Source organism: Paenibacillus caseinilyticus, assembly GCF_027533645.1.
Taxonomy (GTDB): domain Bacteria; phylum Bacillota; class Bacilli; order Paenibacillales; family NBRC-103111; genus Paenibacillus_G; species Paenibacillus_G caseinilyticus.
Genome location: NZ_JAQAGY010000006.1, coordinates 243,585 through 269,806 on the forward strand (window position 1 = coordinate 243,585; position 26,222 = coordinate 269,806).

Here is a 26,222-nt window from a genome sequence, read left to right on the forward strand (position 1 = left end):
TTGCAAGGGCGGCACAGCGGACCGATCCGGGGAACGGTTCTCCGCCGGCCGTTTCCTTCCCCGGAAGGAAGCAACCCAAAAGAAAGATGTTAACTAGCTCCCCGTCACTTACTCGATGTTCTGAATCTGCTCCCGAAGCTTCTCGAGCTCCGACTTCATTTCGACCACCAAGGCGGAGAGACGGGCATCGTTCGCCTTGGAGCCGATCGTATTCACTTCCCGGTTCATCTCCTGCACCAGGAAATCAAGCCGCCGCCCCTGGGGCTCCTCCAGCCTAAGCAGCTCCCGGAACTGGACCGAATGACTGTTCAGACGGGTGAGCTCTTCGTCAATGGAAGCCCGGTCCGCGAACAAGGCCACCTCCATAGCGAGACGGCTCTCATCCGGCGGCTGCTGCAGCAGATCGGCGATGCGCTGCTTCAGCTTCTCCGCATAATCCCGCACGACAAGCGGGGCTAGGACGGCGGCCGCGCTGCGGTGTTCTTCCAATACAGCAATCCGCTGCTCGAGCTCGCCGAGCAGGAACGCGCCTTCGCGGCGTCTCATGGCGCACAGGGCAGCAGCCGCCTCCCCGGCACAGCCGGCAAGCGCGGCCTCCGTCCCATCTTCGTCCTCCGGCACGTCGCTGCTGGCGGTAATGAGCAGCCCCGGAATCGAGAGCAGGTCACGCAGCGTCAAGGAATCCTGCAGCGACAGCCGCTCGCGAAGAAGCTCCGCCGCCGCACTGTAGCCTAGTACCAGGTCCCAATCGATATGTACATTCTGCGGGGTGCCGCCGGCCCGCTCTACCGTAACGTAGGCGTCCACGCGTCCCCGCTTCACATGCTGGCCGATCGCCGCTTTCACGGCATTCTCGTAACGTGCGAATTCTTTGGGCATCCGGACGACGATCTCGCAGTAGCGGTGGTTCACGCTCTTGAGATCGATCCCGATCCGATAACCGGCCATGGTGCATTCGGCTTGCCCGAAGCCGGTCATACTGGTAACCATGGCGTTCACATCCATTACCTTATTCTAATTCATTTTGGAAGTGGGGACAAGTGCCAATCCCTTCTTCCCGCCTTCTCCCATACGTACTCCGTCAGCTGGACAGTCATCTCGTAGGCGAGGAACGGCGTCATAAGATAGATCCCGTTGAAGCGGCCCATCGCCGCATCGAGCAGCTCCCTGCCGATCTGTACGCCCATCGCACGGCCCTCCTCGCCCCGCAGGCCGCTCATCCGCCGCCTGACGTCGTCCGAGAGCTGAATGCCGGGAACCTCGTTGTGCAGGTACTCGGCATTGTTGCCGGATGCGAGCGGCATGATGCCGATGAAGATCGGCACGCTGAGGTGCTTCGTCGCCTCGTACACCTGTTCGATCAGCTCCGCATTATACACCGGCTGCGTCATGATGTAGTCCGCACCGGCCTGCACCTTGCGCTCGAGGCGCTGAACCGCCTTATCGAGGTACTTGACGTTCGGATTGAACGCCGCGCCGACGATGAAATTCGCTTTTTTCTTCAGCGGTTTGCCGGAGAAAGCGACGCCCTCGTTAAGCTGCTTGATCATCCGGATGATCTCGAAGGAGGTGAGATCGTACACCGAGCTGGAACCCGGCAGGTCGCCAAAGCGTGCCGGATCCCCCGTTACGGCGAGCACGTGGTCGATCCCGAGGGCATGCAGGCCCATCATGTGGGACTGCGTCCCGATCAGATTGCGGTCCCGGCAGGCGATATGGATCAGCGGGCGGATGCCCACCCGCTCCTGGACGATGCTGCCGAGGGCCAGATTGCTCATCCGCGTGACCGCAAGCGAGTTGTCCGCCATCGTGAGGGCGTCGACGCCCGCTCGCTTCAGCGCCTCCGTGCCTTCCATGAACTTGCCGATGTCCAGATCCTTCGGCGGATCTAGCTCGACGATGACCGTATGCCGCTCCCGTACAAGATCGACGATGGAAGGTCCGGCCGGATTACCCGCCATCCCTCCGGCGGACTCCGGAGCAGGTTCGGCCACTTGAACGGCGGCCGGCACGGCCGCAGACTCAGCGGACCGCTGCGCTGACTCCGGATTCGGCACATACCCGGCAAGCGCCGAAGCTACGGCCGCGATATGCTCCGGCGTCGTGCCGCAGCAGCCGCCGATGATGCGGGTGCCGAGATCGGCGAACCGCCGGGCCGTCTCGCCGAAATACTGGGGCGTCGCGGAGAAGGTGTAACGCCCGTCGACGTAATCGGCGAGACCCGCGTTCGGGAAGACGGAGAACGCCGGATGCGTCTCACCCGAGCCCGCCGCCCCTTCCAGGGAACGCAGCAGCCCGTTCGGACCGCTGCGGCAGTTCAGCCCGACGACGTCGGCGCCGGCCGCAAGCAGCTTCTCGAACGCGGCGCCCAGCGGTACGCCGTCTTGCGTCACGCCGGCCCCTTCCGTCGCGAACTGGCAGATCACCGGCAGATTGCTGATGCGGCGCACTTCTTTCAGCGCGATGAGCATTTCGTCGAGATCGAGGAACGACTCGAGCAGCAGCCCGTCCACCGGCGTATCGCACAGAATGGCGATCTGCTCCCGCAGATCCTCCTTGACCTTGGCGGTACGGATGCTCTTGCGCTTGCCCGCGCGGATGGAGCCGATGGCGCCGACTACATAAGCATCCTCGCCCACCGCACGGCGCGCCAGATCGGCTCCCGCGCGGTTGATCGCTTCGACCTCGCCTTCGAGGCCGTACTTGGACAGCTTCTCCCGGTTGGCCGAGAACGTATTGGTCTCGATCAGCCGGGCGCCCGCCTCGTAGTAGCGCCGGTGCACATCCATGATGACATCGGGCTTCAGCAGATTCAATTCTTCATATGATATGCCGATGGGAAACCCCATTTGGTACAGGTAGGTTCCCATGGCGCCGTCCCCGACCAGCACTTGGCTGCGGAGCGCCTCTCTAAGTCCCGGCTTCACACGCGGCAGCCCCCTTCTCTCCATGATGAACCAGATCCCTTGACTTCAAACGGTCCCGGAAGCTTTCCTCCCAAACAAATTTAGAAGCTTCCTTCAAAAACAAATGCCGCCGGACCGGTCATATAAACACGGTTGTCCTCCCCGTTCCACTCGACGGACAGGTCCCCGCCCTTCAGCGACACGACCGCCTCACGGTCGAGTACGCCGGTGAGAACACCGGCTACGAGCGTGGCGCAGGCTCCGGTTCCGCAGGCCAGCGTAGGCCCAGCCCCCCGCTCCCATACCCGCATATCCGCGTGGGTCCGGCTGCGGACCGTTACGAATTCCACATTCGTCTTCCGGGGGAAGAGGCTGTGGGTCTCAAGCTTCGGCCCCCATGCATACAGATCCTCGCCTGCGGCATCCTCCACGAAGATGACGCAGTGCGGGTTGCCCATGGAGACCGCGGTCAAGCGCAGTTCCCTGCCGTCTACGGTCAGGGGGTATTCCACCACGGTCTCGGCGTCCACCGTAGTCGGGACGGAGAGGCCGTGAAGCACGGGAGGCCCCATATCCACACGCACGCCGGTTACCCGGCCCTCCTGCAGCGTCAGCTTCACCGGCTGCACGCCTGCGCCGACCGTCTCGATGGTAAGGTTCGTCCTGCCGCGCTCGACGAGCCCTTTATCATAAATATATTTGGCCGCACAGCGGATGGCATTGCCGCACTGCTCCGCTTCCGTACCGTCGGAATTGATGATGCGCATCATATAATCGGCACGCTCCGAGGGAAGAACGAAGACAAGTCCGTCCGCCCCGATGCCGAAGTGGCGGTCGCACAGCCGAGCCGCCAGGTCCGCCCCATCGTCCGGAAGCCTCTCATGGCCGCCGAGAACGATGAAGTCATTGCCCAGCCCCTGCATTTTGGTGAAATTCGTCATTTTCATCGAGAAAACTCCCGTTATTCGCATTTTACCCCATACTATAACGCACTTTGACAGGTATGCATAGCGGCTTCCGCCAAATTTTATAGGAAACAGGGGCAAAAAGCAAACAAACCGGGCCTCATCCGAGGTCCGGTCTGCCTGCCGCCGCGCGGGGCTCAGCGGGTAACGGGTTTGACTCCCTTGGAGCCGGGGCCGTATACGGCGGGCTTGCGTTTGGCCGGCCTGCTCATCAGGCTGCCGAAGCCCATGAGGAAGGTCGGGATGCCGGCGAAGCCGAGCACAAGTCCCCAATCCGCCAGTCCCAGCGGCACCGTCTTGAAGATCGGCTGGAGCTGCTCCACATAGAGGACCGGGAACATCAGCAGCAGAGAGGAGAGGACCGCAAGGACCAGCCACACATTCTGCAGCGGATTGCGGTGGAAGATGGACCGCGAGCTGCGGCAGTCGAAGACATGGATAAGCTGCGCCATGACGAGCGTTACGAAGGCGACGGTCTGGGCCTTCACCAAGGCGTTCGCGCTGTCCCCCCCCTGCTTCAGCGCAATATAGAAGGCCGCCAGCGTACAGACGCCGATGAGGATGCCGCGAGAGACAATCTTCCAGCCGAGGCGGCGGGCGAAGATGTTCTCTTTGGCCGGCCGCGGCTTGTGCTGCATAAGATCCTTCTCCGCCTGGTCCACCCCGAGCGCCATCGCCGGCAGGCCGTCGGTCACCAGGTTGACCCACAGAATCTGGATCGGCACAAGGGGCAGCGGCAGCCCGGCCATCATCGCCAGGAACATCGTCATAATCTCCCCTACGTTCGAAGCGAGCAGATACCGGATGAACTTGCGGATGTTCTCATAGATGCCCCGTCCTTCTTCGATCGCGGAGACGATGGTCGCGAAGTTGTCGTCGCTGAGCACGAGGGCCGACGCCTCCTTCGATACGTCCGTCCCGCTGATGCCCATGGCGATGCCGATATCGGCCGCCTTGATCGCCGGCGCGTCATTGACGCCATCCCCGGTCATCGCCACCGTGTGACCGGCACGCTGCAGCGACTTCACGATCCGAAGCTTATGCTCCGGGGATACCCGCGCGTACACGTAGACGCCCTCAATCTGCCCGTCGAGCTCTTCGTCGCTCATCGCGGCAAGCTGCTGTCCGTTGAGCGTACGGCCTTCCTGGGGCAAGATGCTCAGCTGCCTTGCGATGGCCTCCGCCGTCGTCTGGTGGTCTCCCGTAATCATGACGGTCTTGATTCCGGCCTTGCGGCACTTCAGGATGGCCTCCCGCACCTCGCGGCGCGGCGGGTCGATCATCCCGGTCAGCCCCACGAAGACCAGCTGGGCTTCGATGGAGCGCTCGTCTTCTCCCCGCTCGCCCGCCTTCAGATCCCGGTAAGCCAAGCCCAGGACGCGCAGCGCATTCTTCGCCATCCCTTCATTGGCTGCCATCACCTTGGACTTCAGCGTCGGCGTGAACGGAATGACCTTCTCGTCCCAGAGTACATAGGCGCACTGCTGGATGAGCAGATCCGGCGCGCCTTTGGTGCAGACCATCCGCCCGCCCTGATGCTCGACGATGACGGACATCCGCTTGCGTTCCGAATCGAACGGCAGCTCGTGAACCCGGCGGTATAAGCCGTCCAGCGACGAATGGGTCATCCCCGCCTTGGCTCCGAGCACGACCAAAGCGCCTTCGGTCGGATCCCCTTTGATGGTCCACAAGCTTTCGGGCTCTCCATCCTTCTTCTTCTTTCCGTCTTCGCTCCGTTCTTCTTCCTGCAGCTGCGCGTTGTTGCAGAGGACCGACACTTGGAGCAGCCGGCGCAGCATCTGGTTCCTGCGCACATCCACGCTCTGGCCGCTGCGCAGAATCTCCCCGCTCGGCTCGTAGCCGTCGCCCGTCACTTCGAGCACATCGCCGCCGAGCCACAGGTGGGTCACGCTCATCTTGTTCTGGGTGAGCGTGCCGGTTTTGTCCGAGCAGATGACCGAAGCGCAGCCGAGGGTCTCCACCGACGGCAGCTTGCGCACGATCGCCTTGCGCTGGATCATCCGCTGCACGCCGAGCGCCAGCGCAATGGTCACGATCGCGGGCAGCCCTTCCGGAATGGCGGCGACAGCCAGGGACACGCCGGCCAGGAACATGCCGTACGGTTCTTGTCCATGCAGAATGCCCGCGGCCACCACAAGCACCGTGAGCCCCAAGGCCACGAAGATCAGAATTTTGCCGAGCTGCTCAAGCCGGTGCTGCAGCGGCGTCTCGGACGCATCCGTCTGCTGGATGAGGTCGGCGATTTTGCCCATCTCCGTGCTCATTCCCGTGCGCACCACGACGCCCTTGGCCGTGCCCCGGGTGAGCATCGTCCCCATGAAGCCCAGGTTGCGCTGGTCCCCCAGCGGAACCTCCTCCCCCTCCAGCGGCTCCGTATGCTTCGCCACCGGTACGGATTCGCCGGTAAGCGCCGACTCCTCGGCATACGTGCTGAACGCTTCGATGAAGCGGATGTCCGCCGGCACCCGGTCCCCGCTCTCGAGCAGCACGATATCCCCGGGCACCAGCTCCCGGGCGGGAAGCAGCTGCAGCTTGCCGCCCCGCAGCACTTTGGCATTCGGTGCGGACAGTTCCTTAAGCGCCCGCAGCGAACGCTCCGCCCGGAACTCCTGCACGAACCCGAGAATGCCGTTCATAATAATAATGGCGATAATCGTGACCGCGTCGAGATATTCGCCGAGCAGCCCCGAGACGAGCGTAGCCCCGACAAGCACCAGCACCATGAAGTCTTTGAACTGGTTCAGAAACAGCGTCAGCGGCGAGATGCTCTGCCCTTCCGCCAGTTCGTTCTTCCCGTGCTCCTCGAGCCGCCCCTGTGCCTCCTCCTCGCTCAGCCCTTGTGAGGGCTCGGTTCCGGACGCCTGAAGGATCTCCTGGACCGTCATGTGAACCCACGATTTCTGACTCATCTGCTTTTATCCCTCCCAATAGGTTGTCTAGGGTAAATGTATTCAGACAAGCCGGAAAATAGCACCGGGATCCGAAGCCCGCGAGGCCGCCGGACACTTGCGGGGGAACGGGGCTATAGGCCCGTTGTTCGGCTGCGAAAGCCGAAGTGACCGGCCTCGGATCCCCGTCTTCCCTGCAGCTGGCTCCCTCATCCGGAGACAGCCCTTAAAATTTCCTCAAAAATATGGCATGATAGAGAATGGCGCCAGTGATATCATCGCCAGGAATGGAGTTGTCCCTCATGTCATTCGACGGTCTCGTCGTCCACTGTCTCGTCCGCGAGCTCCAGAGCCTCGTAGGCGGCAGAATTAATAAAATCCAAATGCCTACCGGAAACGACATTCTGCTGCAGGTCCGCGCACCGGGCCGCAGCGTCAAGCTGATCCTCTCCGCGAACCCGACTTACCCCCGGGTGCACCTTACCGGAGAAAGCTTCCTGAACCCGAAGGAAGCCCCCATGTTCTGCATGCTCCTGCGCAAGCACTGCGAAGGAGGCATTATCGAAAGCATCGAGCAGCCCGGGCTCGAGCGGATCATCCACTTCGGCATCCGCCAAAGGGATGAACTCGGCGATCTCAGCACGAAGAAGATCATCGTGGAAATCATGGGCCGCCACAGCAATATTATATTGACGGATCCTGCAGGCAATACGATCATCGACGGCATCCATCACGTGACGCCGGCGATCTCCTCCTACCGGATCGTCATGCCGGGCAGTTCCTATACCTCTCCGCCGGAGCAGCACAAGGCAATGCCGCTGGAGACAGCTCAGAGTTCGTTCCTCGCGGAACTGACGGCGGCCCCTCAAACGGCGGAACCGGAGGACGCCTCGTCCCTGCGCTACTGGGCCGGGGCCCTCGTGCAGCGCTTCAGCGGCATCTCGCCGCTGGCTGCCCGGGAGCTCGTCCACCGGGCAGCCGGCGGACAGGCAGAGCTGGATCCTGCCGAAGCGCCGGCCCGGCTGTGGCCGCCCTTCGCGGAGCTGATGCAGAGCCTGCGCAGCGGCGAAGCGGAGCCTGTCATCGCGGAGGAGGCGGCAACCGGCAAATCTTTCTTCTCTATCCTGCGGCTGACGCATATTGAAGGAGAGTCCCGCAGATTCGATACCGTATCGGAGCTGCTCGAGACGTATTACAGCGACAAGGCGGAGCGGGATACGGTCAAACAGCGGGTATCCGACCTGATCCGGCTGCTCTCCAACGAGCGGGCCAAGAATGCGAAGAAGCTCGAGAAGCTGCAGGAGACGATGGAGGACGCCCGCGATGCGGACCGGTTCCGGATTCTCGGCGAGCTCCTCACCGCTTCCATGCACCTGCTACGCAAGGGCGAGAAGAAGATCGAGGTCGTGAACTATTACGATGAAGAACAAAGACCCGTCACGATCGAGCTCGATCCCCTGCTGACCCCGTCCGAGAATGCGCAGCGGTATTTCAAGAAGTACACCAAAAGCAAGAACTCGCTGATTGCCGTCGACGAGCAGATGACCCAGGCACGCGAGGAGATCCTCTATCTGGACTCCTTGCTTCAGCAGCTTGCTTCGGCTTCGCTGTCCGATATCGAAGAGATCCGCGAAGAGCTGATGGAACAAGGGTACCTCCGGGCCCGCGGCCGCAAGGGCACCAAGAAGAAGGCGAACGCCAAGCCCGTGCTCGCCTGCTATACCTCCTCGGAAGGCATTCCGATCTATGTGGGCAAGAACAATACCCAGAACGAATATTTGACGAACCGGCTCGCCCACGCCGGCGACACCTGGCTGCACACCAAGGATATTCCGGGTTCCCATGTGGTGATCCGGAGCCCCGAGTTCGGCGAGGATACGCTTCGCGAGGCCGCCCAGCTCGCCGCTTTCTACAGCCAGGCCAAAGAATCGAGCGGCGTACCCGTGGACTACACGCTGATCAAGCATGTTCGCAAGCCAAGCGGCGCCAAGCCGGGCTTCGTAATCTACGACCATCAGCGGACGCTGTTCGTCACGCCCGACGCCGAACGGATTAAGGGACTGCCCGTCACCGCCAAGTAAGAAGCAGCCCTTGACCGCCCGTGCCGACCCTTCCCCGTCCGGCACGGCTCTTCCTCCGCCGACGCGGAACTTAAGAGACAGGTGCAGTCTTTTGCTCTGCTGGTTACAATTGCTTTGATATCCAAAAAGCACCCGGCTTGTCCCTATTGGGAGACAAGCCGGGTGCTTTGGTATATAAGCGGCACTATTCCTTCCTGCGCCGCTTAGGTTAGGGTCAGCCTAGCAGGCGCTGCATCTTCCCCACGCACTCCCCGGCGCTGCCCGTCAGTTTATAGACCGCTCGCGTGCCTTCCAGCCCCCCGTCCTCCCCAATCGCGCGGCCGCCGAGGAACACTTTGGTCCCCAGCCCCATGCCGGCAATCTGCCGGTCCAGATCATGGTAGAACGGAAGCGCTTCCTGCAGCATGCCCGGCGAAGATGAACCGAAGGCCAGCGCGGCCGGCTTCATCTGGCGGAGACAATCGAGCATCCCCTTCTCGGACGGCGCCGCCCCTAGATAGACGACCGAATAGCCTGCCTGCCGTAGGAACCAGCCGAGGAACAGCACGCCGAGCTCATGGTGCTCTCCGGGCGAACAGGCCGTAACGATTAGCGGCGCATCCGGGGAGATGGGAGACGGATTCTTCAGCGCAAGCAGGCGCTCCCGGATGAAGTGGCTGCCGAAGTGCTCCTGATACTCCGAGATCTCCCCGCACTCCCAGCGGTATCCGACCTCCTCCAGCACAGGCGCGAGCACCTGCAGCAGCAGCCAATCCATAGAACAGCGCGGGAGCAGGCGGTCGAACCACTGCTGCGCGCCGTGCGGATCCAGCCGGAGGAACAGCTGAAGCAGCTCCTGCCGGTACACGGCCGAGTCGCCCGGCGGCTGGATGGGCTGCAGCTCCGAGGAGGCGGATGTGGCTCCTGCGGATACCGGAACCAAGGCCCGCAGTTCTGAGGCGGCCAGACCGATCGGCACCCCCTCCTCCACCCTGCCTCTAAGCCACAGCAGCGTTTCGACATCTCCGCTCGTATATCCACGGTAGCCGTTCGGGAACCGGGAGGGCGAGACCGCCCCGTAGCGTTCTTCCCACTTGCGGATGAGCTGCGTCGACAAGCCCGTTTTTATCGATACTTCCTTGATAGTCAGCCATCTTTCACTCATGAAGCCCAAGCCTCCGTACCCTGCAATTGGGCCCCATTATAAACCATTTACAAAGCCTATACAAGGATCCGCTTACGGGGAATCGGGCGGCAGGTCAAGAGGATATCGCCGGAAGGACAATCTCCACCGTGGTGCCGACACCTTCTGTGGAGGTAATCTGCATCGTTCCATGGTGGTTCTCGATGATTTTGTAAGAAACCATGAGGCCCAGCCCCGTCCCCTTGTTCTTCGTGGTAAAGAATGGTTCGCCGAGGCGGGCCAGCTTGCTCTCCGGAATCCCGCTGCCCTGGTCGATGAAGGAGATCCGCAGCTTCCGGTCCTCGGTGCGTTTGGCCTTGACCGTGATCGTCCCGCCCTTGGGCATCGCCTCTACGCTGTTCTTCAGAACATTAATGAATACCTGCTTGAGCTGGTTCTCGACACAGCTGACATACGGGAGCTGCTCGTCCATATCCGTCTCGATCTCCACGTTGCTGATAATCGCCTGGGTATCGAGAAGCATGATGACGTCTTCGAGGATGGAAGGAACCGCTTTCGGCAAATAATCGACGGCCTGCGGCTTCGCCAGAACGAGCAGCTCGCTGACGATCTCCTCGATCCGCTCAAGCTCCGCGGACATAATGGCGAGATAGCTCTCGTTATGACCTCCGGTTCCCATCAGCTTCGTGAACCCCTTCAGCGCCGTGAGCGGGTTACGGATCTCATGGGCGATACCGGCGGCAAGCTGGCCTACGGCTGAGAGCATCTCGGATTTGCGGAGCAGCTCCTCCGTCTGTTTGCGGTCGGAGATGTCCTCGGCGATGCGCAGGTAATGCATCGTCCGGCCCTCTCCATCCTTGATGGGCAGGAATCGCACCGACTCCCAATACGTCTCCCCGTTCTTGCGCCGGCTCTGCAGCTCCCCTCTCCACTCCTTGCCGGAGCCGAGGGTATCCCACACTTCGGCGAAGGAGACCGAGGACGCCTCCCAGTCGTTCAACCTGCTGAGATGCACGCCGATCATCTCGGCCTGGGAATAACCGGTGACTTCCGCAAACTTGGGGTTGGCGTACAGTATGGTTCCCTGCAGGTTCGCAAGCAGCGTGATCGACGGACTTTGTTCTATGGCGTAGGAAAGCTTGAGCAGCTCTTCATTGGCTGACTTCAGTTCGGTAATGTCGACGAACGTGAGAACGATGCCTTTGATGAACTGGTCTCCCGTCCGGTAAGGGAGCACGCGCATCATATACCAGCTTCCGCTGCGGCTCTGGATTTCCTTCTCGCGCGGTACCAGGGAATTCAGCACGCTCTGCGCATCCTGAACGATACCGTCATATAGAAAATTATGTGAAATATGTCCGATAGGCCGTCCGTAATCGACATCGAGCAGATTGATCTCCTTCGTGATCGCCGGGGTGAAGCGGCGGATACACATTTCCTTGTCGAGGAAGATCGTGCCGATCTTCGTACTGACGAGGAAGTTGTCCATATCGTTGTTGAGGTCCGTCAGCTCCTGGATCTTAAACTGGTATTCCGTGTTCACCGTGACGAGTTCTTCGTTGACCGACTGCAGCTCCTCGTTCGTGCTCATGAGTTCTTCGTTCGCGGCCACGAGCTCCTCATTGGTCGCCTGCAGCTCCTCATTCGACGTCTCAAGCTCTTCGATGGTCGCTTGAAGCGACTCTTCGGCCCGCTGCAGCTCCTGCTCCAGCTCTACAATCCGCTGGTTGACGTTGTGGTCCATATCGAACGACTCGGGAACCGGCGGCGCCGGGACAGGCACACCCGCATCCTCGAGGGTGACAAGCACGAGTTTATCAAACTTGTTATTTTTTTTGGAGAAGGGCTTGACGGTAAGGTTAATGTAGGGCGACGGATCGGCATGGTTCACCTTGATGTTGTGGTAACAGATCGTCCGGTCCTCCTGCCTGACTTTCTGTGCGGCCGTCACGATCGCCACCGCCAGATGCGCCTCCACCATCTTGTAAATACTCCAGCTCGGCTTGCCCCTTGCCAGAACCAGGTAGGGATTGATATTGCCGCTGAGATGCAGCACCTCGTTATTGTCGTCGATCACCATGCAGGGGGGCATGTGCTCGTCCACGAACGCCGTATACAGTTCATCGGGCTTCCGGTAGACAGGTACCTCCCGGACGGAAGGAAACCCCTTACGTACCATTTGGTGCATTCTCGACAGATCCAGGCTCTCTCGGGCATCGACGCTGCTTGGGGCCGGCAATACCGAGGTTTTGCTCCGCTGCTGATATACGTTCCACTTCCGGTCGTAGGGGTAGAACAGATTGCTCAGCTTGCCGATCGTTTCGCTCGGCCCGAGAAACATGAATCCGTTGGGATTCAGCGCAAAATGAAACAGGGAGAGCACCCGCTGCTGTACCTCAGACTGCAGGTAAATGAGCATGTTGCGGCAGGTTACCAGGTCCAGGTTGCTGAACGGGGGATCCTTGGTGATATTATGGGGTGCAAACACGACCATCTTCCGGATGTCCTTGTTCACCTGGTACATCTCGCCCATGCGGGTAAAGTACGACTGGAGCACCCGGGGGGGCAGCCCCCGGACGGACGTCTCCGGGTACATCCCTTGGGAAGCATACTCGATGGAGTCCTTGTCGAGATCCGTGGCAAAAATTTTCACCGTATACGGCAGCTCCTGCTGCGAGATCAGCTCATCGAAGAGAATGGCCAGAGAATACGCTTCCTCCCCGGTCGAGCAGCCGGCCACCCAAACGCGGATATGCCCTTCCGCTTTCTTGCTCTCGATAATAGCCGGGAGCACCTTCGTGCGGATGACTTCGAACGCTTCCGGGTCCCGGAAGAAATGGGTGACGCCGATAAGCAGGTCTTTCCCGAGGGACGCGAGCTCATCCGGGTTATTCTGCAGCATCTGCAGGTAGGGTTCGAGGGTGAACAGGCCCATCAGATTCATGCGGCGTTCCAGACGGCGGATGATGCTGTTCTCCTTGTAGTAGCTGAAGTCGATCCCGGTAGAACGCTTGAGGAGTTCAATCACTTCGCGCATGGCCTCTCGGTCCAGACTCGTCCGGAGGGCCGGGAGCTTCTCGGGCGGATCCCACTCGATATCCACGTCATGCGAAGTCCATTCGAGCAAATAATCCGCCATCCTCTGCGGAGTCATGACCTGGTCGACGATGCCGGTGAGCCGCGCGCTGTTCGGCATGCCGTCGAACTTGGCGGTCTCCTCGTCCTGCACGATGACGAGGCCTCCATGTTCTTTGATCGCTTCCACGCCCCGTGACCCGTCGCTTCCCGTACCCGAGAGAATGACGCCGATCGCCCGGCTGCCGATATCTTTGGCTAGCGAGATGAGGAACAGGTCGATCGGGAGATGAAGGCCGGGGCTTTGGCGGTGCTCGGTGACCTGCAGCACCCGGTCCACGATCGTCATATCCTTCTTCGGAGGAATGAGATAGATGCAGTTGGGCCGCACGGCCATCAGATGCTCGGCTTCATAAATATTCATCGACGTGTTTTTCGTCAGAATCTCGGCCATGAAGCTTTTATAATTGGGCGATAAATGCTGAACCACAACGAAAGAAAGCCCGCAATCGGGCTTCATGTGATCAAAGAACTGCTGAAGCGCTTCTAGTCCGCCCGCGGATGCGCCGATGCCGACGATATATCCGCCCGGAGGGGACTGTTCCTGCACATCCTGTTCCGATAGAATCGTGCTCATATGCCTCAACCTCTTTTCACCACGGACGCGGCTTATTCCGCCGTTTGCTCCAAGCCCAGTCCTCTGATTATAACCCGTCGGTTTTTGCTTCAAAACGGCTGTCCATCCATTATAACCCTTTTTATGTTCCTTGTGACTTTCTTTTTTACCAAAGGCCCGGCAATGGATTCGGGGCGTTACCCTGCCGGTCGCCCCGAAGACCCCAAGGCGGTGGTTCAGTACGTCCCTAGTTCTATTACCCGGCCTTCTGCCTCTTAGATCAACGCCAAGAGACCCGGACACAAGGCTCCGGGTCTACCGTGTAAGAATCATCCGATATCGATCATAAGTATGGGGCAGCCTAGTCGTTGATCCGCCGGCGGAGATACTCAAGCAGGGGATCGCGGAGATCTTCGCGGGCCAGGGCCAATTCGATCGTGGCTTCGATATACCCGAGCTTATCCCCCACATCGAACCGCTGGCCCGGAACCGGGAAGGCCGCCATCGGCTGGACGCGGTTCAGGATGCGCAGCGCATCGGTCAGCTGGATCTCCCCGCCCCGGCCCGGGACGCTGTCCTCGAGAATATCAAAGATATCGGGCGTAAGGATGTAGCGCCCGATCACCGCAAGATTCGACGGGGCCGACTCCCGGTCCGGCTTCTCTACCAGATCCTCTACCCGGCGGTAAGACCCAAGGTCCGCGGCCGGCGAGATGATCCCGTACTTGTCCACGTCGTGCCAGGGCACTTCCTGACAGCCGATGACCGAGCTCTGGGTCATCTCATGCAGGTCCATCATCTGCTTCAGGCACGGCGGCTCCGACTGGATGATATCGTCTCCGAGCAGCACAGCGAACGGCTCGTTGCCGATAAACTTGCGCGCGCAGAGGACGGCATGCCCGAGGCCGAGCGGCTGCTTCTGGCGGATATAGTGGACATCCGCCAGGTTCGAGACCGAGCGCACCAGCTCCAGCAGCTCGTCCTTGCCGCTTTCCTCCAGCAGGGTCTCCAGCTCCGCGGATTTGTCAAAATGGTCCTCGATGGCGCGCTTGTTGCGCCCGGTAATGACCATGATATCTTCGATGCCCGAAGCCATAGCCTCTTCTACAATATATTGGATCGCCGGTTTGTCGACGATCGGCAGCATTTCTTTGGGCTGCGCTTTGGTTGCCGGCAGGAACCGGGTCCCAAGGCCGGCGGCCGGGATAATCGCTTTTCTGACTCTCATGCTGTCGTTTCCCCTCTCGAATTAAACAATGCATCGACCACTTCAGCCGGAATCCTCCGGGCGCCGATCGGCGCATGGAACACGACGCCGCCGCGCTCCCCGTGGTAATCGGAGCCAGCCGTGGCCAGAAGACGGTGCGTGCGCGCCAGCTCCGCATAATGGGCCTCCTGGTGCGGCGTATGGTCGGAATGGTATACTTCCAGCCCGACGAGCCCCTCTGCGGCCAGCTCCGCGATCAGCCCGTCCTGGCTGTACAAGCCCGGATGGGCCAGCACCGGAGCGCCGCCCGCTTCGAGGATCCAGCGGACCGCCTCCTGCGGGGAGATCCGCGGCGGGTTCGCATAGGCCGCCGCCCCCTTGGCGAGATACCGGTCGAAGGCCTCGGCCATAGACGCGACATAGCCTTTGCGGACCAGCGCATCGGCGATATGCGGCCGCCCCACCGTGTCCCCGTCGCGCTTCAGCGTACGGAGGGACTCCAGCACGTCGTCCATCGTAATCTCCAGCCCAAGCTCCCGGAGCCTCCCGATGATCATTTCGTTGCGGCGGCCCCGCACTTCCCGGAGAGACTCCAGACGTTCCAGGAACCGCGCATCCGTGTAGTCGATCCAATAGCCGAGCACATGGATATCCTCGCCCGCGCTCACGGTACTGATCTCTACGCCGGGCACGACCACGATCCCGTAGGTCCGACCCGCTGCCACCGCTTCCTCCAGGCCGCCGACCGTATCGTGATCGGTAATCGCCACCGCGCTCAGGCCGGCCTCAAGCGCCAGCCGGACATTGTCCGCAGGCGGGCGCGTACCGTCCGACGCGATCGTATGCGTATGCAGATCGGCATATGACATAGCCGTTTTTACTCCTCCTTCGTATCGTGCAGCTAATTCGTATCGTGCAGCTAAGTGATATCGCTGCAGCAGCAGGTAACCCGGGGACGCGCGGAGCCTACAGCCACTGGCTGAGGTCGCGCTCCCGCAGAAAGCTCAGGAAGGTGACCGCCGAGATCGGCAGCAGCGTAGAACTGAGGTAGATCGCATGGAAGCTTCGGGCGAACGATACGCCCTCCACCGGTTTGGCGACGAGCACCCCGAGAGCCGTCTCGTGCTTCACCGACGACTGGGAGATGACCGAGATGCCGAGACCCGCTTCCACGGCGGACTTCACGGCTCCCGTGCTGCCGAGCTCCATAACGATCTTCAGTGCAGAGAGATCGCAGCCTGCCCTCGCAAGTTCTTCTTCCATCACCCGCCGTGTACCCGATCCCTGCTCCCTGAGCACGAAAGGATACGGGAGCAGGTCCTGCACCCCGATCCGCTCCAGCGATGCCAGCGGATGGTTCTTCGGCACAATCAGCGTCAGCTCGTCGCTCAGCACGGGCTCCGTGTGCACATCCGGATGATGCACCTCGGCTTCGACGAGCCCGAAGGTCAGCTGATGGTTCTGCACTTCCTCGAGAATTTGCTTCGTATTGATGACCTTCATGGAGACCGAAATGTTGGGATACTCCTGGGAGAAGGGGCCGAGAAGCCGCGGGAGCACATATTCCCCCACGGTAAGCGAAGCGCCGAGATGCAGGCGGCCTTCGATCATATGCGTGAATTTCGCCATGCCAGCGTCGGTCTCCTTCATGAGCGAGATGCTCCGGGAGGCGAATGGCAGCAGCGCCCTTCCCGCTTCGGTCAGTTCTACCCTTTTCGTCGAGCGGACGAAGAGCTTCGTCCCGAAGTAATCCTCCAGGGACTGCACCTGCATCGTCACCGCCGGCTGCGTCATATGGAGGGCCTGGGCCGCGTGCGAGAAACTGCCCTTCTCGGCGACCGTGTGAAAGATATGCAGCTGGTGAAAATTAAGTGCCATAACAGACATCCTCCGCTTGCTTAGTTCCCCCTATTATAGCAAAAAACAAAAAGGCATGCCCGCAATTCGGCACGCCCCCAAAGCTCCGGTTCCCGCGGAAGCTTCCGTCCTTCCCATCCTCGTAAGGACCGAACGATTCCCGAACCCGGCACTCGCCTATTTACGTTTGCGGCTGTTCTTGATGAGTGTCATTCTTCGGGAATGCCGCAGCCAGGAGTAATACGACCGCAGATCCCTCAGCTCCATGGTTTCGGACATGCGCCCTAGGAAGGTGACAACAATCATCTTGTACCTCGGCGGAACGCCCACAGGCACCTCCTGCACTACCGGAGCGAACTCCGCCACCATCACCAGATCGTCGTCGATCAGGAATACATCCTCTTCGTTCTTGTAGTAAGTGCGAATGCTGTCCGACTTGAGTTTGTTCCACAAGAAGGCGGTAATATCATGAAACCCCGTCTTCTCCGTCTCGACGCGGTCTGCCCAGCGGCTGCGTGCATGGTGGGTGACAACAATATCGGAGATCGGTTTGCCGCCGAGCACCGGTGCCGTGCCCGTGCTTTTTCTTTCCCGGCCGTTGAAGCTGCTCCCTTGCACAATACAACCCTCTTCCTATGAAAATAGTCCCTTCATCCTATGTACATGAAATCTACTATATATCCATTTTACTCCATTCCGGTACATAATCAAATAAAAAAAACTTTAGGAAACACGAGGGAGAAAGCCGTATGAAAAGGCTGTCATTGGCGCAGCAGCAGGCTTCTTGCTTCCGGAGTTCCGATAGGCGCTGGAGAGCATTCTGCGGCTGCGACAAAAAAAGGACTTCTGGGAACAGAAGTCCTTCCATTCGACACCATCCTACAGAAGTGGGATGCCGCTCTTCCCCGGCCTTTTTCACCAAAAGCCTGGAGTGCACGTATCCTAAAACCATCCGCTTAAGGCGCAAGAGGACGGCCTGCAGACGCAGGAGCATCCTCCCTTTACAAGGAGTAGAATCTTGTTTTATCAGGAATATTACTGGTATACTCAGTCTTGATCTCATTGCGGTAAGAACGTTCCACTTTCTTAACGAAAGGAAGCCGCTGCAGCTGTTTCATCGTCTCCTCGAGACGGTCCGCATAGATATACATGGCCGCGTAATGAAGCTTCTTGGAGATAAAATGCACATTGCCGTATTTCTCCAGCTGCTTGCCGGCCGCTTTCAGATCGCTAAACCAGACGATGATTCCGGTACGCTCGGTAAACATGGACCTAACCTTCTTTCTAACGCGTGGAATCGGATAATGGGTACTTGGAAAGGAAAGTGAAAGAATGCCGCTGCATGAGCACCATAGCGAACGATTGATCGAAGTAACCCGCGGAGAGCTCACCGAGAGCGTGCACCGCGGCCATATTGCCGTAGTCGATACGGCAGGCACGCTGATCGCCTCGGCCGGCGATCCCGCCTATTATACGTATGCCAGATCTGCGGCCAAGCTGCTGCAGGCGATCCCGCTTGTGGAATCCGGCGGAGCCGGGCAACTCGGGCTGACGGAATCCGAAACGGCGCTGTGCTGCGCTTCGCACGGAGGCGAGCCGGGGCATACCGAAGCGGCAAAGAGCATGCTGGCGAAAGCCGGGTGCGATGAAAGCGCTCTACGGTGCGGTACGCAGGAGCCGATGTTCGCCCCTGCCGCGGATATGCTAAAAGCCGGCGGGCAGCCGGCCACTGCGCTGCACAACAACTGCTCGGGAAAACATGCCGGCATGTTGGCGCTTGCGAAAGTAATGAATGTATCTATAGATCAGTATACCGATCCGCAGCATCCTGTCCAGCAAAAGATGCTGGCGACTGTAGCCGACATGTGCGGGGTGCCGCAAAACAGCATCACCCTGGGCACCGACGGCTGCGGCGTTCCGGTATTCGCGGTTCCCGTCTCGGCGCTCGCTTACGCGTACGCGCGGCTCGGAAGCCCCGAAGGCCTGCCGCCGCAGCGGGCCGAAGCCTGCCGCAGAATCGTGGAGAGCATCCGGCACGAGCCTTACTATGTAGCCGGGACGGCCCGCTTCGATACGGCGCTGGTGAAAGCCACCGGCGGCCGCATCATCGGCAAGTTCGGCGCGGAAGGCGTCTATGCCGCCTCGGTTCCGGAACTCGGCATCGGCCTCGCGCTGAAGATCGAGGACGGCGCGGAGCGGGCCATCTATCCGGCGGCGGCCGAGGCACTGCTGCAGCTCGGCTTCCTGCGTCCCGAAGAAGCGGAGCGCCTCACGGCCTTCCACCGGCCGGCCGTACTGAACCGGCGAGGAGACACCGTCGGCCGGATCCGGCCCGTCTTCACCCTTACCCGGCACTAACAAGCCAGCCGGGTAAGGCTGGAGTAAGCAGCTCCTAGCCGCACTTGCCGCTGCAGCTTCCGCCGGAAGAACAGCCGCCCGTGCTGGCCAAGGGGTCGTTCGACGGCACCTTGATCGTGTCCGACACGGCGCGCGCTATCGTCTCAGATACTTCATAGAGAAGCTCGTCCAGCTTGCGCTCCGCCTCCATATACCGCCGCACCGATTCCACGGATTCGAGCTGCGACTGCACCTCTTTCACCGCATCCAGCGCTTCGTGATAGTTCGGGTGGTAATGACCGAACCGCTCGCACTCTTCGAAGCGCTCTTTGCGTTTCGCGAATTCCTTGACGAGTCCGAACACCTCGGGGTCGGCATCCTTGCGTTCTTTCCAATATAGGTAATCCGCCGTTTCGGCGGAATGCTTGATATAATCTGCCAGGTCGTAAGCTCCGAGCAAGATTGCAGACATATCCATCGTCTGCGATTCCATGACGGCCATATTCGGCACCTGCCTCTCCCCCCGCTTTCAACATGCTTGCGGAGATAAGACCTAGTATACCATATTCCCGAAGCCTCTGCCTCCCGCTAAAATTTATCATTGATCCCCGGCAGAATCAGCTTCATCTCTTGCCACTCCCCTTCGAGCAGCCGGATCTCCTCGCGTACCCTGCCGGCGCCGCCCGCTTCCCCGGCTTCCGTGCCGTATCCCGTGACGCTCCAGGTTCCCCGGGTATCCTGCATCTTGCGCGGCACAAGCACCAGATCCGTGTCCTTCCACCGGAGCTGCAGGGAGGTCTGGAGCTCGATCGCTTTCTCGATCATCTCCCGGCGGGTCGAGCCGTGGTAGCTCCGGTAATCCCGCAGCCACGCCGCGGGAATCTCGCCGAGCCGCGGATACAGGTCGGCAGGCTCGGGCACGCTGCTCTCCATCTGAAAGTGGGTGACGGAATGCCGCGAATAGATGAGTCCCTGTTCCGCAATCTCGCAGCCCCGCTGCAGCGCTGAAGCAGGGAGCGCTTCGAGCTTCGGATATCCTTCTTCCGCCGGGGCGCCGCCACCGGACGCCTGCGGGAGAGCGGCCATGAACCCGGCCTTCTCGAGCGAAGTCGAGAACGCCCTAAGCTCCTCGCCCGCGATGATAAAATCCTTGGAACCTGCCCGCTCCAGCACGTAACGGCCCAATTCCGGCTGCTTGGCTACAGCCTCCGCCGTCTCTTCGTCCGCGCAGCGCAGAAGGAACGCCTGGACGATGCGGGTCTTGCCGAACGGCCGCGCCCACTGCTGCAGCGTGTGCTCCACATTCTCCGGCAGGCCGTACATCGCGTTCTGCGCCAGGAACGACACCAGTTCATCCGCCGTCCTTCCCTGCTCCAGCGCTCTCCTCACGGAGGACCGGGTCAGCTTGTACAAGCTGACATGGTCCCAAGACACAAAGTCGGCAAGACAGGCCAGTTCCCAGCGTACCGCCTGGGTCACATCCGGAGGAACAAGGATATCAAAATCGGGTTGGACCATGAGCTGCCCCTGCTCCTCAAGCTCCTCCCCGTCGGATTCCTCCCCTTCCCTCTCACCGGCCTCCAGCCGCTCGGTCCAACGGTACACAATGGGGCCGGAAGGGCTCCTGCCTTCCTCCATCCAACCGAAGGCGGTCAGAGGAGCTATCCACTGCTCCTGAAGCTGCCGCGTCAGATCTTCCGCTTCCTCGGCCGCTTCAAGGATGCCTTGGGCATGAAGCAGCGATGACACAGACTCTGCCGGGAACCAGCCGCCGGGCTGTATCTTCTCGAGCAGCCGGACCGCATGCTGTAGAGGAGCCGTACCGGGCATGACGAGCCTCCGCCAGATCCCATACAGAATGCGGTTCTGCTGCGCGGCAGGAAGCGTCAGCCACCACTGGAGAGGCTCCCTCTGCAGCACGAGTTCCTCCTCCTGCGGGACGATCAGCCCGAGGCGCATCATGAGATCCAGCAGCACCGCTACAGGCAGGGGATACGTATCGCCATAAGCGTATTTCAAGGCGGCGCCCCGCAGAAGCCCCGGGTTCAACCGGATGTGCTCGGCCAGCTTGCCCAGCTGCTTCTTGTGCAGTGTCCCGTGCTTGGTCAGCTTCAAGCCCTGCTGGGCAGACGCTACGAGCACAGAGAACAGCTCGTCCCGCAGCTTGACCCCGCTGCCTCCGCTGCCTTCCGCTTCCACTCCTGTACCGCCGGGCAGTTTGTCCTCCCATCCGGGAAACAAGATATCCTGCCAGAGGGCAAATCCGTCCGCGGGCAGCAGGTAGGTGTGCTCTCCCCAGGTTTTGCGGAAGGCGAAGAGAATGCCTTTGCGGAGCAATCCGGCGAGTCCCGCCCGCGCTTCCGCCCCGGAGTGCTCCCCGGCTACGGCGCGCTCGAGCCCGCTCGAATCGAAGGGCTCGCAGGCCATCCGGCGGACGACGGTCTGCAGGATGGACCGCTCGAGTCCGCCCATCCGGTTGTAGACCGTCTCCATCACCACTTTGTCGGTCCATATCGCCTCCAGCGCCAGGCCGCGGCCAAGCCAAGGGGCATAGACGGTCTCCCGCTCCATCCGGCTTCTTAGTTCCCGCGGCATACGCCGTGCAAGTTCGGCATAATTCATGGGGCTGCCGCCTCCTTCCCTTCGTTCGCCGCCGCATCCATGCGGTAGCGGTAGCCCTGTTCGATAAGGAACAGCTGACGGTTGAGGGCGAATTCCTGCTCTCTTGTATCCTCGCTGATCACAGTATAAAAGTAAGCCTTATTGTCCCCGGATTTCGGCCGGAGGATGCGCCCCAGCCGCTGGGCCTCTTCCTGACGGGAACCATAGCTCCCGGAGATCTGGATGGCGACGGTCGCATCCGGCAGGTCCACGGCAAAGTTCGCCACCTTGGACACGATGAGCTCCTGAATCGCTCCCTTGCGGAACGCGTCGTACAATTCCTCCCGTTTTTCATTGGGCATGGAACCAGTAATCACCGGGATGCCGGTGCGGGTGCCGAGGTCGTGCAGCTGCTCCAGATACTGCCCGATAACCAGCACCTGTTCTCCCTTGTGCTTCCCGATCAGCCCGCACACGACATCCAGCTTCGCCGGGTTGATGCTCGCCGCGCGCATTTGCTCCCTCGGCGCTGCACTCCGGTATGCTTCCATCTCCTTCTCCGGCATCGCTACCCTCAGCTCGATGCATTCGACGGAGGCGATCCAGCCTTGGGATTCGAGGTCCTTCCACGGCATTTCGTAGCGCTTCGGACCCACGAGCGAGAAGACGTCTTCTTCCATCCCATCCTCGCGGATCAGCGTAGCAGTAAGCCCGAGTCGGCGCGTAGCCTGGATATCCGCCGTCACGCGGAATACCGGAGCAGGCAGCAGATGCACCTCGTCGTAGACGATCAGCCCCCAGTCCCGCTTGTTAAACAGATCCATATGCGCGAACGGCTCGTCCTTCGACTTGCGGTACGTTAGAATCTGATAAGTGGCAATCGTGATCGGGCGCACCTCCTTCTGGGTTCCGGTATATTCGCCGACCATGTCCTCGGTTACATCTGTTTTGTCCAGAATCTCCCGCTTCCACTGGCGGACCGAGGTGCTGTTGGATGTCAGGATGAGCGTGGCGCAGTTCAGCTTGCCCATCGCCGCAATCCCGATGACCGTCTTGCCCGCACCGCAGGGCAGCACGAGTACCCCGCTGCCCCCCTGCGTGCCCCCTTCCCTGTAGAAGGAATCTACAGCGAGCCGCTGGTATTCCCTCAGTGAGAAGGGCACGTCTTCCTCCCCTCCGTCCCGCAGACGGATCGGCAGTTCTTCGCCGCGCGTGTACCCCGCATGATCGTCCACGGGATAGCCCAGCTTGATGAGCTCCTGCTTCAGCAGCCCCCGGTACTGGGGAGAGAAGCGCAGCGTACGTTCGTCAATCTGGCACACGCCGTAGGAACGCATCGATTTGTAAGACACCATTTCTTTGATAACGGAGAGATCATCCGAGATCAGCAGCAGGTCCTCACCGGTCCGCTCCATCCGGACCAAGCCGTACCGTTCCACGAAACGGCGGATATCGGTCTTGACCGCAGCCGGGATGCCGAACTTCGACCACTGTTCCAGGAAGGCCGTGATCTGTTCCACTGTCATTCCCGCGGCGGCGGCGTTCCAGAGCGACAGCGAAGTCATGCGGTACGTATGGATGTTCTCGGGCGATTTGACGAGGTCCGCGAAGCGCGACAGCCCCGCCCGCACCTCCTCGAACGACGGATGGCGCGTCTCCAGCAGAATACAGAAGTCGTTCTGAATGACAAGAGGCCGGTCTTTGTGAAACTGCATGGAACTCCCTCCAAACTTTAGCAGATACTGCTAGTATGAGAGTTAGGCTCCCAGTTTAAACATCGCACAAGCAGCCGCCCCCCGCTTCCTATATATTTGCAAGCCGGTTCCTGCCGCGCTTACAATAAAGGCGGACTCATACATTCATAGGAGGTTCACATCATGCACGGCCAGCACTCTGTTTCTCATCCGCGCCATCAGCAGCGGGGGCTGCCCCTTCCCCTTCTGCTTGTCCTCGCTATCCTCATCGCAATCTGCGGCTGCTCTTCCCCGCAGGCGGCAGGAGGTATGGAGACCGCCATATACAAGGCTTATCCCGACCTCGAAGGCCGCCCCCTCACGGAGACGAAAGTCAAACGGGTCGTGGACGGCGATACCTTCGAGACGTCGGCAGGCGAGAAAGTAAGGCTGATCGGCGTCAATACGCCCGAAACGGTCAAGCCGGGAAGCCCGGTTCAGCCCTACGGCAAGCAGGCCAGCGCGTTCACGAAGGGGAAACTCACCGGCCAAACGGTCATCCTGTTCGCCGATACCGGGGATAAGGACCGGTACGGCAGGCTGCTGCGGTATGTGTTCATCAAAGGCGAAGCGGTGATGTTCAACGAAACGCTTGTGCGCGAAGGATATGCGAACACGATGACGATCCAGCCGAACGTGATGTTCCAGGATTTGTTCCGCCATGCGGAGAAGGAAGCACGCCTGGCTAGGCGCGGCTTGTGGGGCGAAGGCGATCCCCCGAAGGAATCCGCTACAAAGAAAAAATAAAACAAAAAAAACAAACAAGATAAGGCGGGACGCCATGATCTTGTTTGTTTTTTTGTTTTATAGGACCAGAGATGACCGTCAGGGTTACAGCCGCTCTGGTGCGGGCAGGCCGAGGACATGCAGCGCCTCCCCCATGATCCCTTTGAAGCGGGCCGTAAGCCAGATTCTAAAGCTTCTTTGCGTCTGTCCGGCCGACAGGATGGGCGACGCGCTGTAGAAGGTATTGAAGCAGGCCCCCAATTCGTAGGCATAAGCGCAGAGCTGATGAGGAGCCAGCTCCGCGGCGGCCGTATGAAGCGTGTCTTCCCAGAGACTGATTTGTCTGAGAAGGGCAAGTTCGGCGGGCTCCAAGGGGGGGAACTCCTCCGGCACCTTGCTGCCGTGCTCCCCTTCGCTCCCGGCTTTCGCCAGCAGCGTGGCCGCTCTTGCATGAGCGTATAGAACATAGACGCCGGTGTTCCCCGTCAGCTCCGTCGCCTGCTTCAAATCGAATACCACCTCGGTGGATAGATGAAAGCGAAGCAAATAGTAACGAATGGCTGCCGCGGCGATGCTCCGGCTCGGCAGCCCGTCTTTTCCCGGTCTGTCTCTGTCGATCACTTCCTCCATCCTCTGAAGCAGCTCAGCCACTCGGATGCCGATCCCCTGTCTGCCCGACATAGCATAAGAAGCCCTGCCGTCCGAGGTGTCGATCCCAAGCTCCCCGGCAGTGGCGGGGCTTAGCGAGACAACACCGTAGCTTACATGAAACAGGCGGTCCGCCTGGTCTTTATACCCCAGGTTCTCCAGGGACTGTTTGACCATCGCCTGAGGGTAGGCTTGACGGTAATCGATCACATTGATCACCTGGGAGGCTTTCCCGAACGCCCCGCTTTCTTGTCCCGCGCCTTGCGTCGTATATACTTCCCCATCGAATGCTCTATACTGGAACTCTTGGGACAGCAGCCCGAATTTCCACAAATGATAGGCGATATCCTTCGCGGTATAGGTTAATATGCCGTTCGAGCGTACAAGCACTTTGGCGGTATGGTAACCGGAGGCTTGCCCGCCGCTTTCCTGCTGTTCCTCCGGCGGCTGCAGAACCCAGCATCCGGCCTGTTCGCCCTCCGTTACCTTGTGGAACGAAGAGGTCATCTTCAGCAGCTCGAACGCCGCTTCCCAAAAGCCACGCTTCACGATGCTGCTCTCCCATACGAGAAGGTCGTATTCGATGCCGAACGTCCTCATCTCTTCCAAGTGCTCGCGAACCATCCGTTCGGCAGTCAGCATTCCCATCCAGGCGACGGCGGACTGCCCTTCTTCGAGCTCCTGAAGCACACGGGTGCGCTCGGCGGCAAGCTCCGGCCGGTTGGCATACTCCTTGTTGATCCAGGCGTAGGACTCCCAGCAGAAGTCGCCGAATCTCTCGTGCTCCCCCTTCCTCTCCGAATGGAGCAGACTGACCACCGTGTCGGCGAGCTGATTTCCGAGATCATCGATATAATTGTGCACTTCCACCTGGCGGCCGTTCCTCCGGAGCAATCGCACCAGCGTATCGCCGATGCAAGCATTGCGGAGGTGTCCGATATGCGCAGACTTGTTGGGATTGATGGAGGTATGCTCGATGATGACCTTCCCTTGGTCATCGGGCTTCTGTCCGAACCCGGCCGTATGGGCCCACTGCCGCCAGTTCACCCGGAAGTTGAGATACCCCGGCGGCACCACCTCGATCGTGTCGATCAAGCCGCCCGCGGAACCAGCCTCCAGCAATTTGCTTCTAAGGGACTCGGCGATCTTCATGGGGGGCATGCGAAGAATTTTGGCCAAGGGCATGGCAATGGCAGCAGCGTAGTCCCCATGCTCCCTCAAGGCGGGCAGTTCGACCCGGACGGCAACAGGCTGCCGGCGGACGCCCACCTCCTCGAATAATGGATTCACTTGCTGTTCGATGGCCTCGGCCAACACTCTGCTGATCATCTCGTTCCCTCCTCAAGGAAATTTTTCTTCATGGGCCTTGCTGTGTCATGATCTCTACGCAAAAAAGCCCCCGTCTCTACATAAAAGAGACGAGGGCTCTGACACACAC

Annotated in this window: 18 protein-coding genes; 3 read left to right on the plus strand and 15 right to left on the minus strand. The window is 60.3% G+C overall.

What is annotated here, in order from left to right:
- Window positions 1-108: 108 nt before the first annotated feature.
- The 4 genes from O9H32_RS12025 to O9H32_RS12040 all read right to left on the minus strand — a co-directional run bounded on the left by O9H32_RS12025 (window position 109) and on the right by O9H32_RS12040 (window position 6,801).
- Window positions 109-990 (minus strand): YicC/YloC family endoribonuclease, encoded by an 882-nt coding sequence (locus tag O9H32_RS12025; protein ID WP_269866332.1) that lies wholly within the window; start codon window positions 988-990, stop codon window positions 109-111.
- A 29-nt stretch (window positions 991-1,019) separates the two neighbouring features.
- The gene (locus O9H32_RS12030) at window positions 1,020-2,927 is read right to left on the minus strand and encodes a bifunctional homocysteine S-methyltransferase/methylenetetrahydrofolate reductase (RefSeq protein ID WP_269866333.1); all 1,908 of its coding nucleotides are present in this window, start codon (window positions 2,925-2,927) and stop codon (window positions 1,020-1,022) included.
- A gap of 80 nt (window positions 2,928-3,007) precedes the next feature.
- A complete protein-coding gene (gene dapF, locus O9H32_RS12035; RefSeq protein ID WP_269866334.1) occupies window positions 3,008-3,853 on the minus strand; it encodes a diaminopimelate epimerase in 846 nt (281 codons plus the stop codon).
- Between the two features lie 155 nt (window positions 3,854-4,008).
- Complete coding sequence (locus O9H32_RS12040; protein ID WP_269866335.1) at window positions 4,009-6,801, minus strand: calcium-translocating P-type ATPase, SERCA-type; 2,793 nt, start codon at window positions 6,799-6,801, stop codon at window positions 4,009-4,011.
- A 281-nt stretch (window positions 6,802-7,082) separates the two neighbouring features.
- On the opposite strand from O9H32_RS12040, the gene O9H32_RS12045 reads away from it, so the two are divergent.
- Window positions 7,083-8,861, plus strand: coding sequence for an Rqc2 family fibronectin-binding protein (locus O9H32_RS12045; protein WP_269866336.1), 1,779 nt, complete (start codon window positions 7,083-7,085; stop codon window positions 8,859-8,861).
- A 214-nt stretch (window positions 8,862-9,075) separates the two neighbouring features.
- On the opposite strand, the gene O9H32_RS12050 is transcribed toward O9H32_RS12045, so the two are convergent.
- The 7 genes from O9H32_RS12050 to O9H32_RS12080 form a co-directional block, all read right to left on the minus strand.
- Window positions 9,076-10,005, minus strand: a complete 930-nt coding sequence (locus O9H32_RS12050) for a MerR family transcriptional regulator (protein ID WP_269866337.1) — start codon at window positions 10,003-10,005, stop codon at window positions 9,076-9,078.
- Window positions 10,006-10,099: 94 nt separating this feature from the next.
- Window positions 10,100-13,696, minus strand: coding sequence for a chemotaxis protein CheB (locus tag O9H32_RS12055; RefSeq protein ID WP_269866338.1), 3,597 nt, complete (start codon window positions 13,694-13,696; stop codon window positions 10,100-10,102).
- A gap of 340 nt (window positions 13,697-14,036) precedes the next feature.
- Window positions 14,037-14,903 carry a UTP--glucose-1-phosphate uridylyltransferase GalU gene (galU, locus tag O9H32_RS12060; protein WP_269866339.1) on the minus strand — a complete coding sequence of 289 codons (867 nt, stop codon included), beginning with the start codon at window positions 14,901-14,903 and terminating at the stop codon, window positions 14,037-14,039.
- Window positions 14,900-15,751, minus strand: a complete 852-nt coding sequence (locus O9H32_RS12065) for a PHP domain-containing protein (RefSeq protein WP_269866340.1) — start codon at window positions 15,749-15,751, stop codon at window positions 14,900-14,902. The genes galU and O9H32_RS12065 overlap by 4 nt, the downstream gene beginning before the upstream one ends.
- Before the next feature lie 97 nt (window positions 15,752-15,848).
- Window positions 15,849-16,760 carry a selenium metabolism-associated LysR family transcriptional regulator gene (locus O9H32_RS12070; RefSeq protein WP_269866341.1) on the minus strand — a complete coding sequence of 304 codons (912 nt, stop codon included), beginning with the start codon at window positions 16,758-16,760 and terminating at the stop codon, window positions 15,849-15,851.
- Window positions 16,761-16,916: 156 nt separating this feature from the next.
- Window positions 16,917-17,357 (minus strand): hypothetical protein, encoded by a 441-nt coding sequence (locus O9H32_RS12075; RefSeq protein WP_269866342.1) that lies wholly within the window; start codon window positions 17,355-17,357, stop codon window positions 16,917-16,919.
- A 383-nt stretch (window positions 17,358-17,740) separates the two neighbouring features.
- Window positions 17,741-18,007, minus strand: coding sequence for a YlbG family protein (locus tag O9H32_RS12080; RefSeq protein ID WP_269866343.1), 267 nt, complete (start codon window positions 18,005-18,007; stop codon window positions 17,741-17,743).
- 64 nt (window positions 18,008-18,071) lie between these two features.
- On the opposite strand from O9H32_RS12080, the gene O9H32_RS12085 reads away from it, so the two are divergent.
- Entirely contained in the window at window positions 18,072-19,097 is a 1,026-nt protein-coding gene (locus O9H32_RS12085) for an asparaginase (RefSeq protein ID WP_269866344.1), read from the plus strand.
- Window positions 19,098-19,131: 34 nt separating this feature from the next.
- Here the strand turns inward: O9H32_RS12085 and O9H32_RS12090 are convergent, their stop codons facing one another.
- The 3 genes from O9H32_RS12090 to O9H32_RS12100 all read right to left on the minus strand — a co-directional run bounded on the left by O9H32_RS12090 (window position 19,132) and on the right by O9H32_RS12100 (window position 23,392).
- Window positions 19,132-19,578, minus strand: coding sequence for a YlbF family regulator (locus O9H32_RS12090; RefSeq protein WP_269866401.1), 447 nt, complete (start codon window positions 19,576-19,578; stop codon window positions 19,132-19,134).
- A gap of 86 nt (window positions 19,579-19,664) precedes the next feature.
- Complete coding sequence (locus O9H32_RS12095) at window positions 19,665-21,698, minus strand: helicase-associated domain-containing protein (RefSeq protein ID WP_269866345.1); 2,034 nt, start codon at window positions 21,696-21,698, stop codon at window positions 19,665-19,667.
- A complete protein-coding gene (locus tag O9H32_RS12100; protein WP_269866346.1) occupies window positions 21,695-23,392 on the minus strand; it encodes a DNA repair helicase XPB in 1,698 nt (565 codons plus the stop codon). Before O9H32_RS12100 ends, O9H32_RS12095 begins: the two co-directional genes overlap by 4 nt.
- 162 nt (window positions 23,393-23,554) lie before the next feature.
- Here O9H32_RS12100 and O9H32_RS12105 point away from each other — a divergent pair, with 162 nt between their 5' ends.
- Complete coding sequence (locus O9H32_RS12105) at window positions 23,555-24,157, plus strand: thermonuclease family protein (RefSeq protein WP_269866347.1); 603 nt, start codon at window positions 23,555-23,557, stop codon at window positions 24,155-24,157.
- A gap of 84 nt (window positions 24,158-24,241) precedes the next feature.
- On the opposite strand, the gene O9H32_RS12110 is transcribed toward O9H32_RS12105, so the two are convergent.
- Window positions 24,242-26,113 (minus strand): arginine--tRNA ligase, encoded by a 1,872-nt coding sequence (locus tag O9H32_RS12110; RefSeq protein WP_269866348.1) that lies wholly within the window; start codon window positions 26,111-26,113, stop codon window positions 24,242-24,244.
- Window positions 26,114-26,222: the final 109 nt, after the last annotated feature.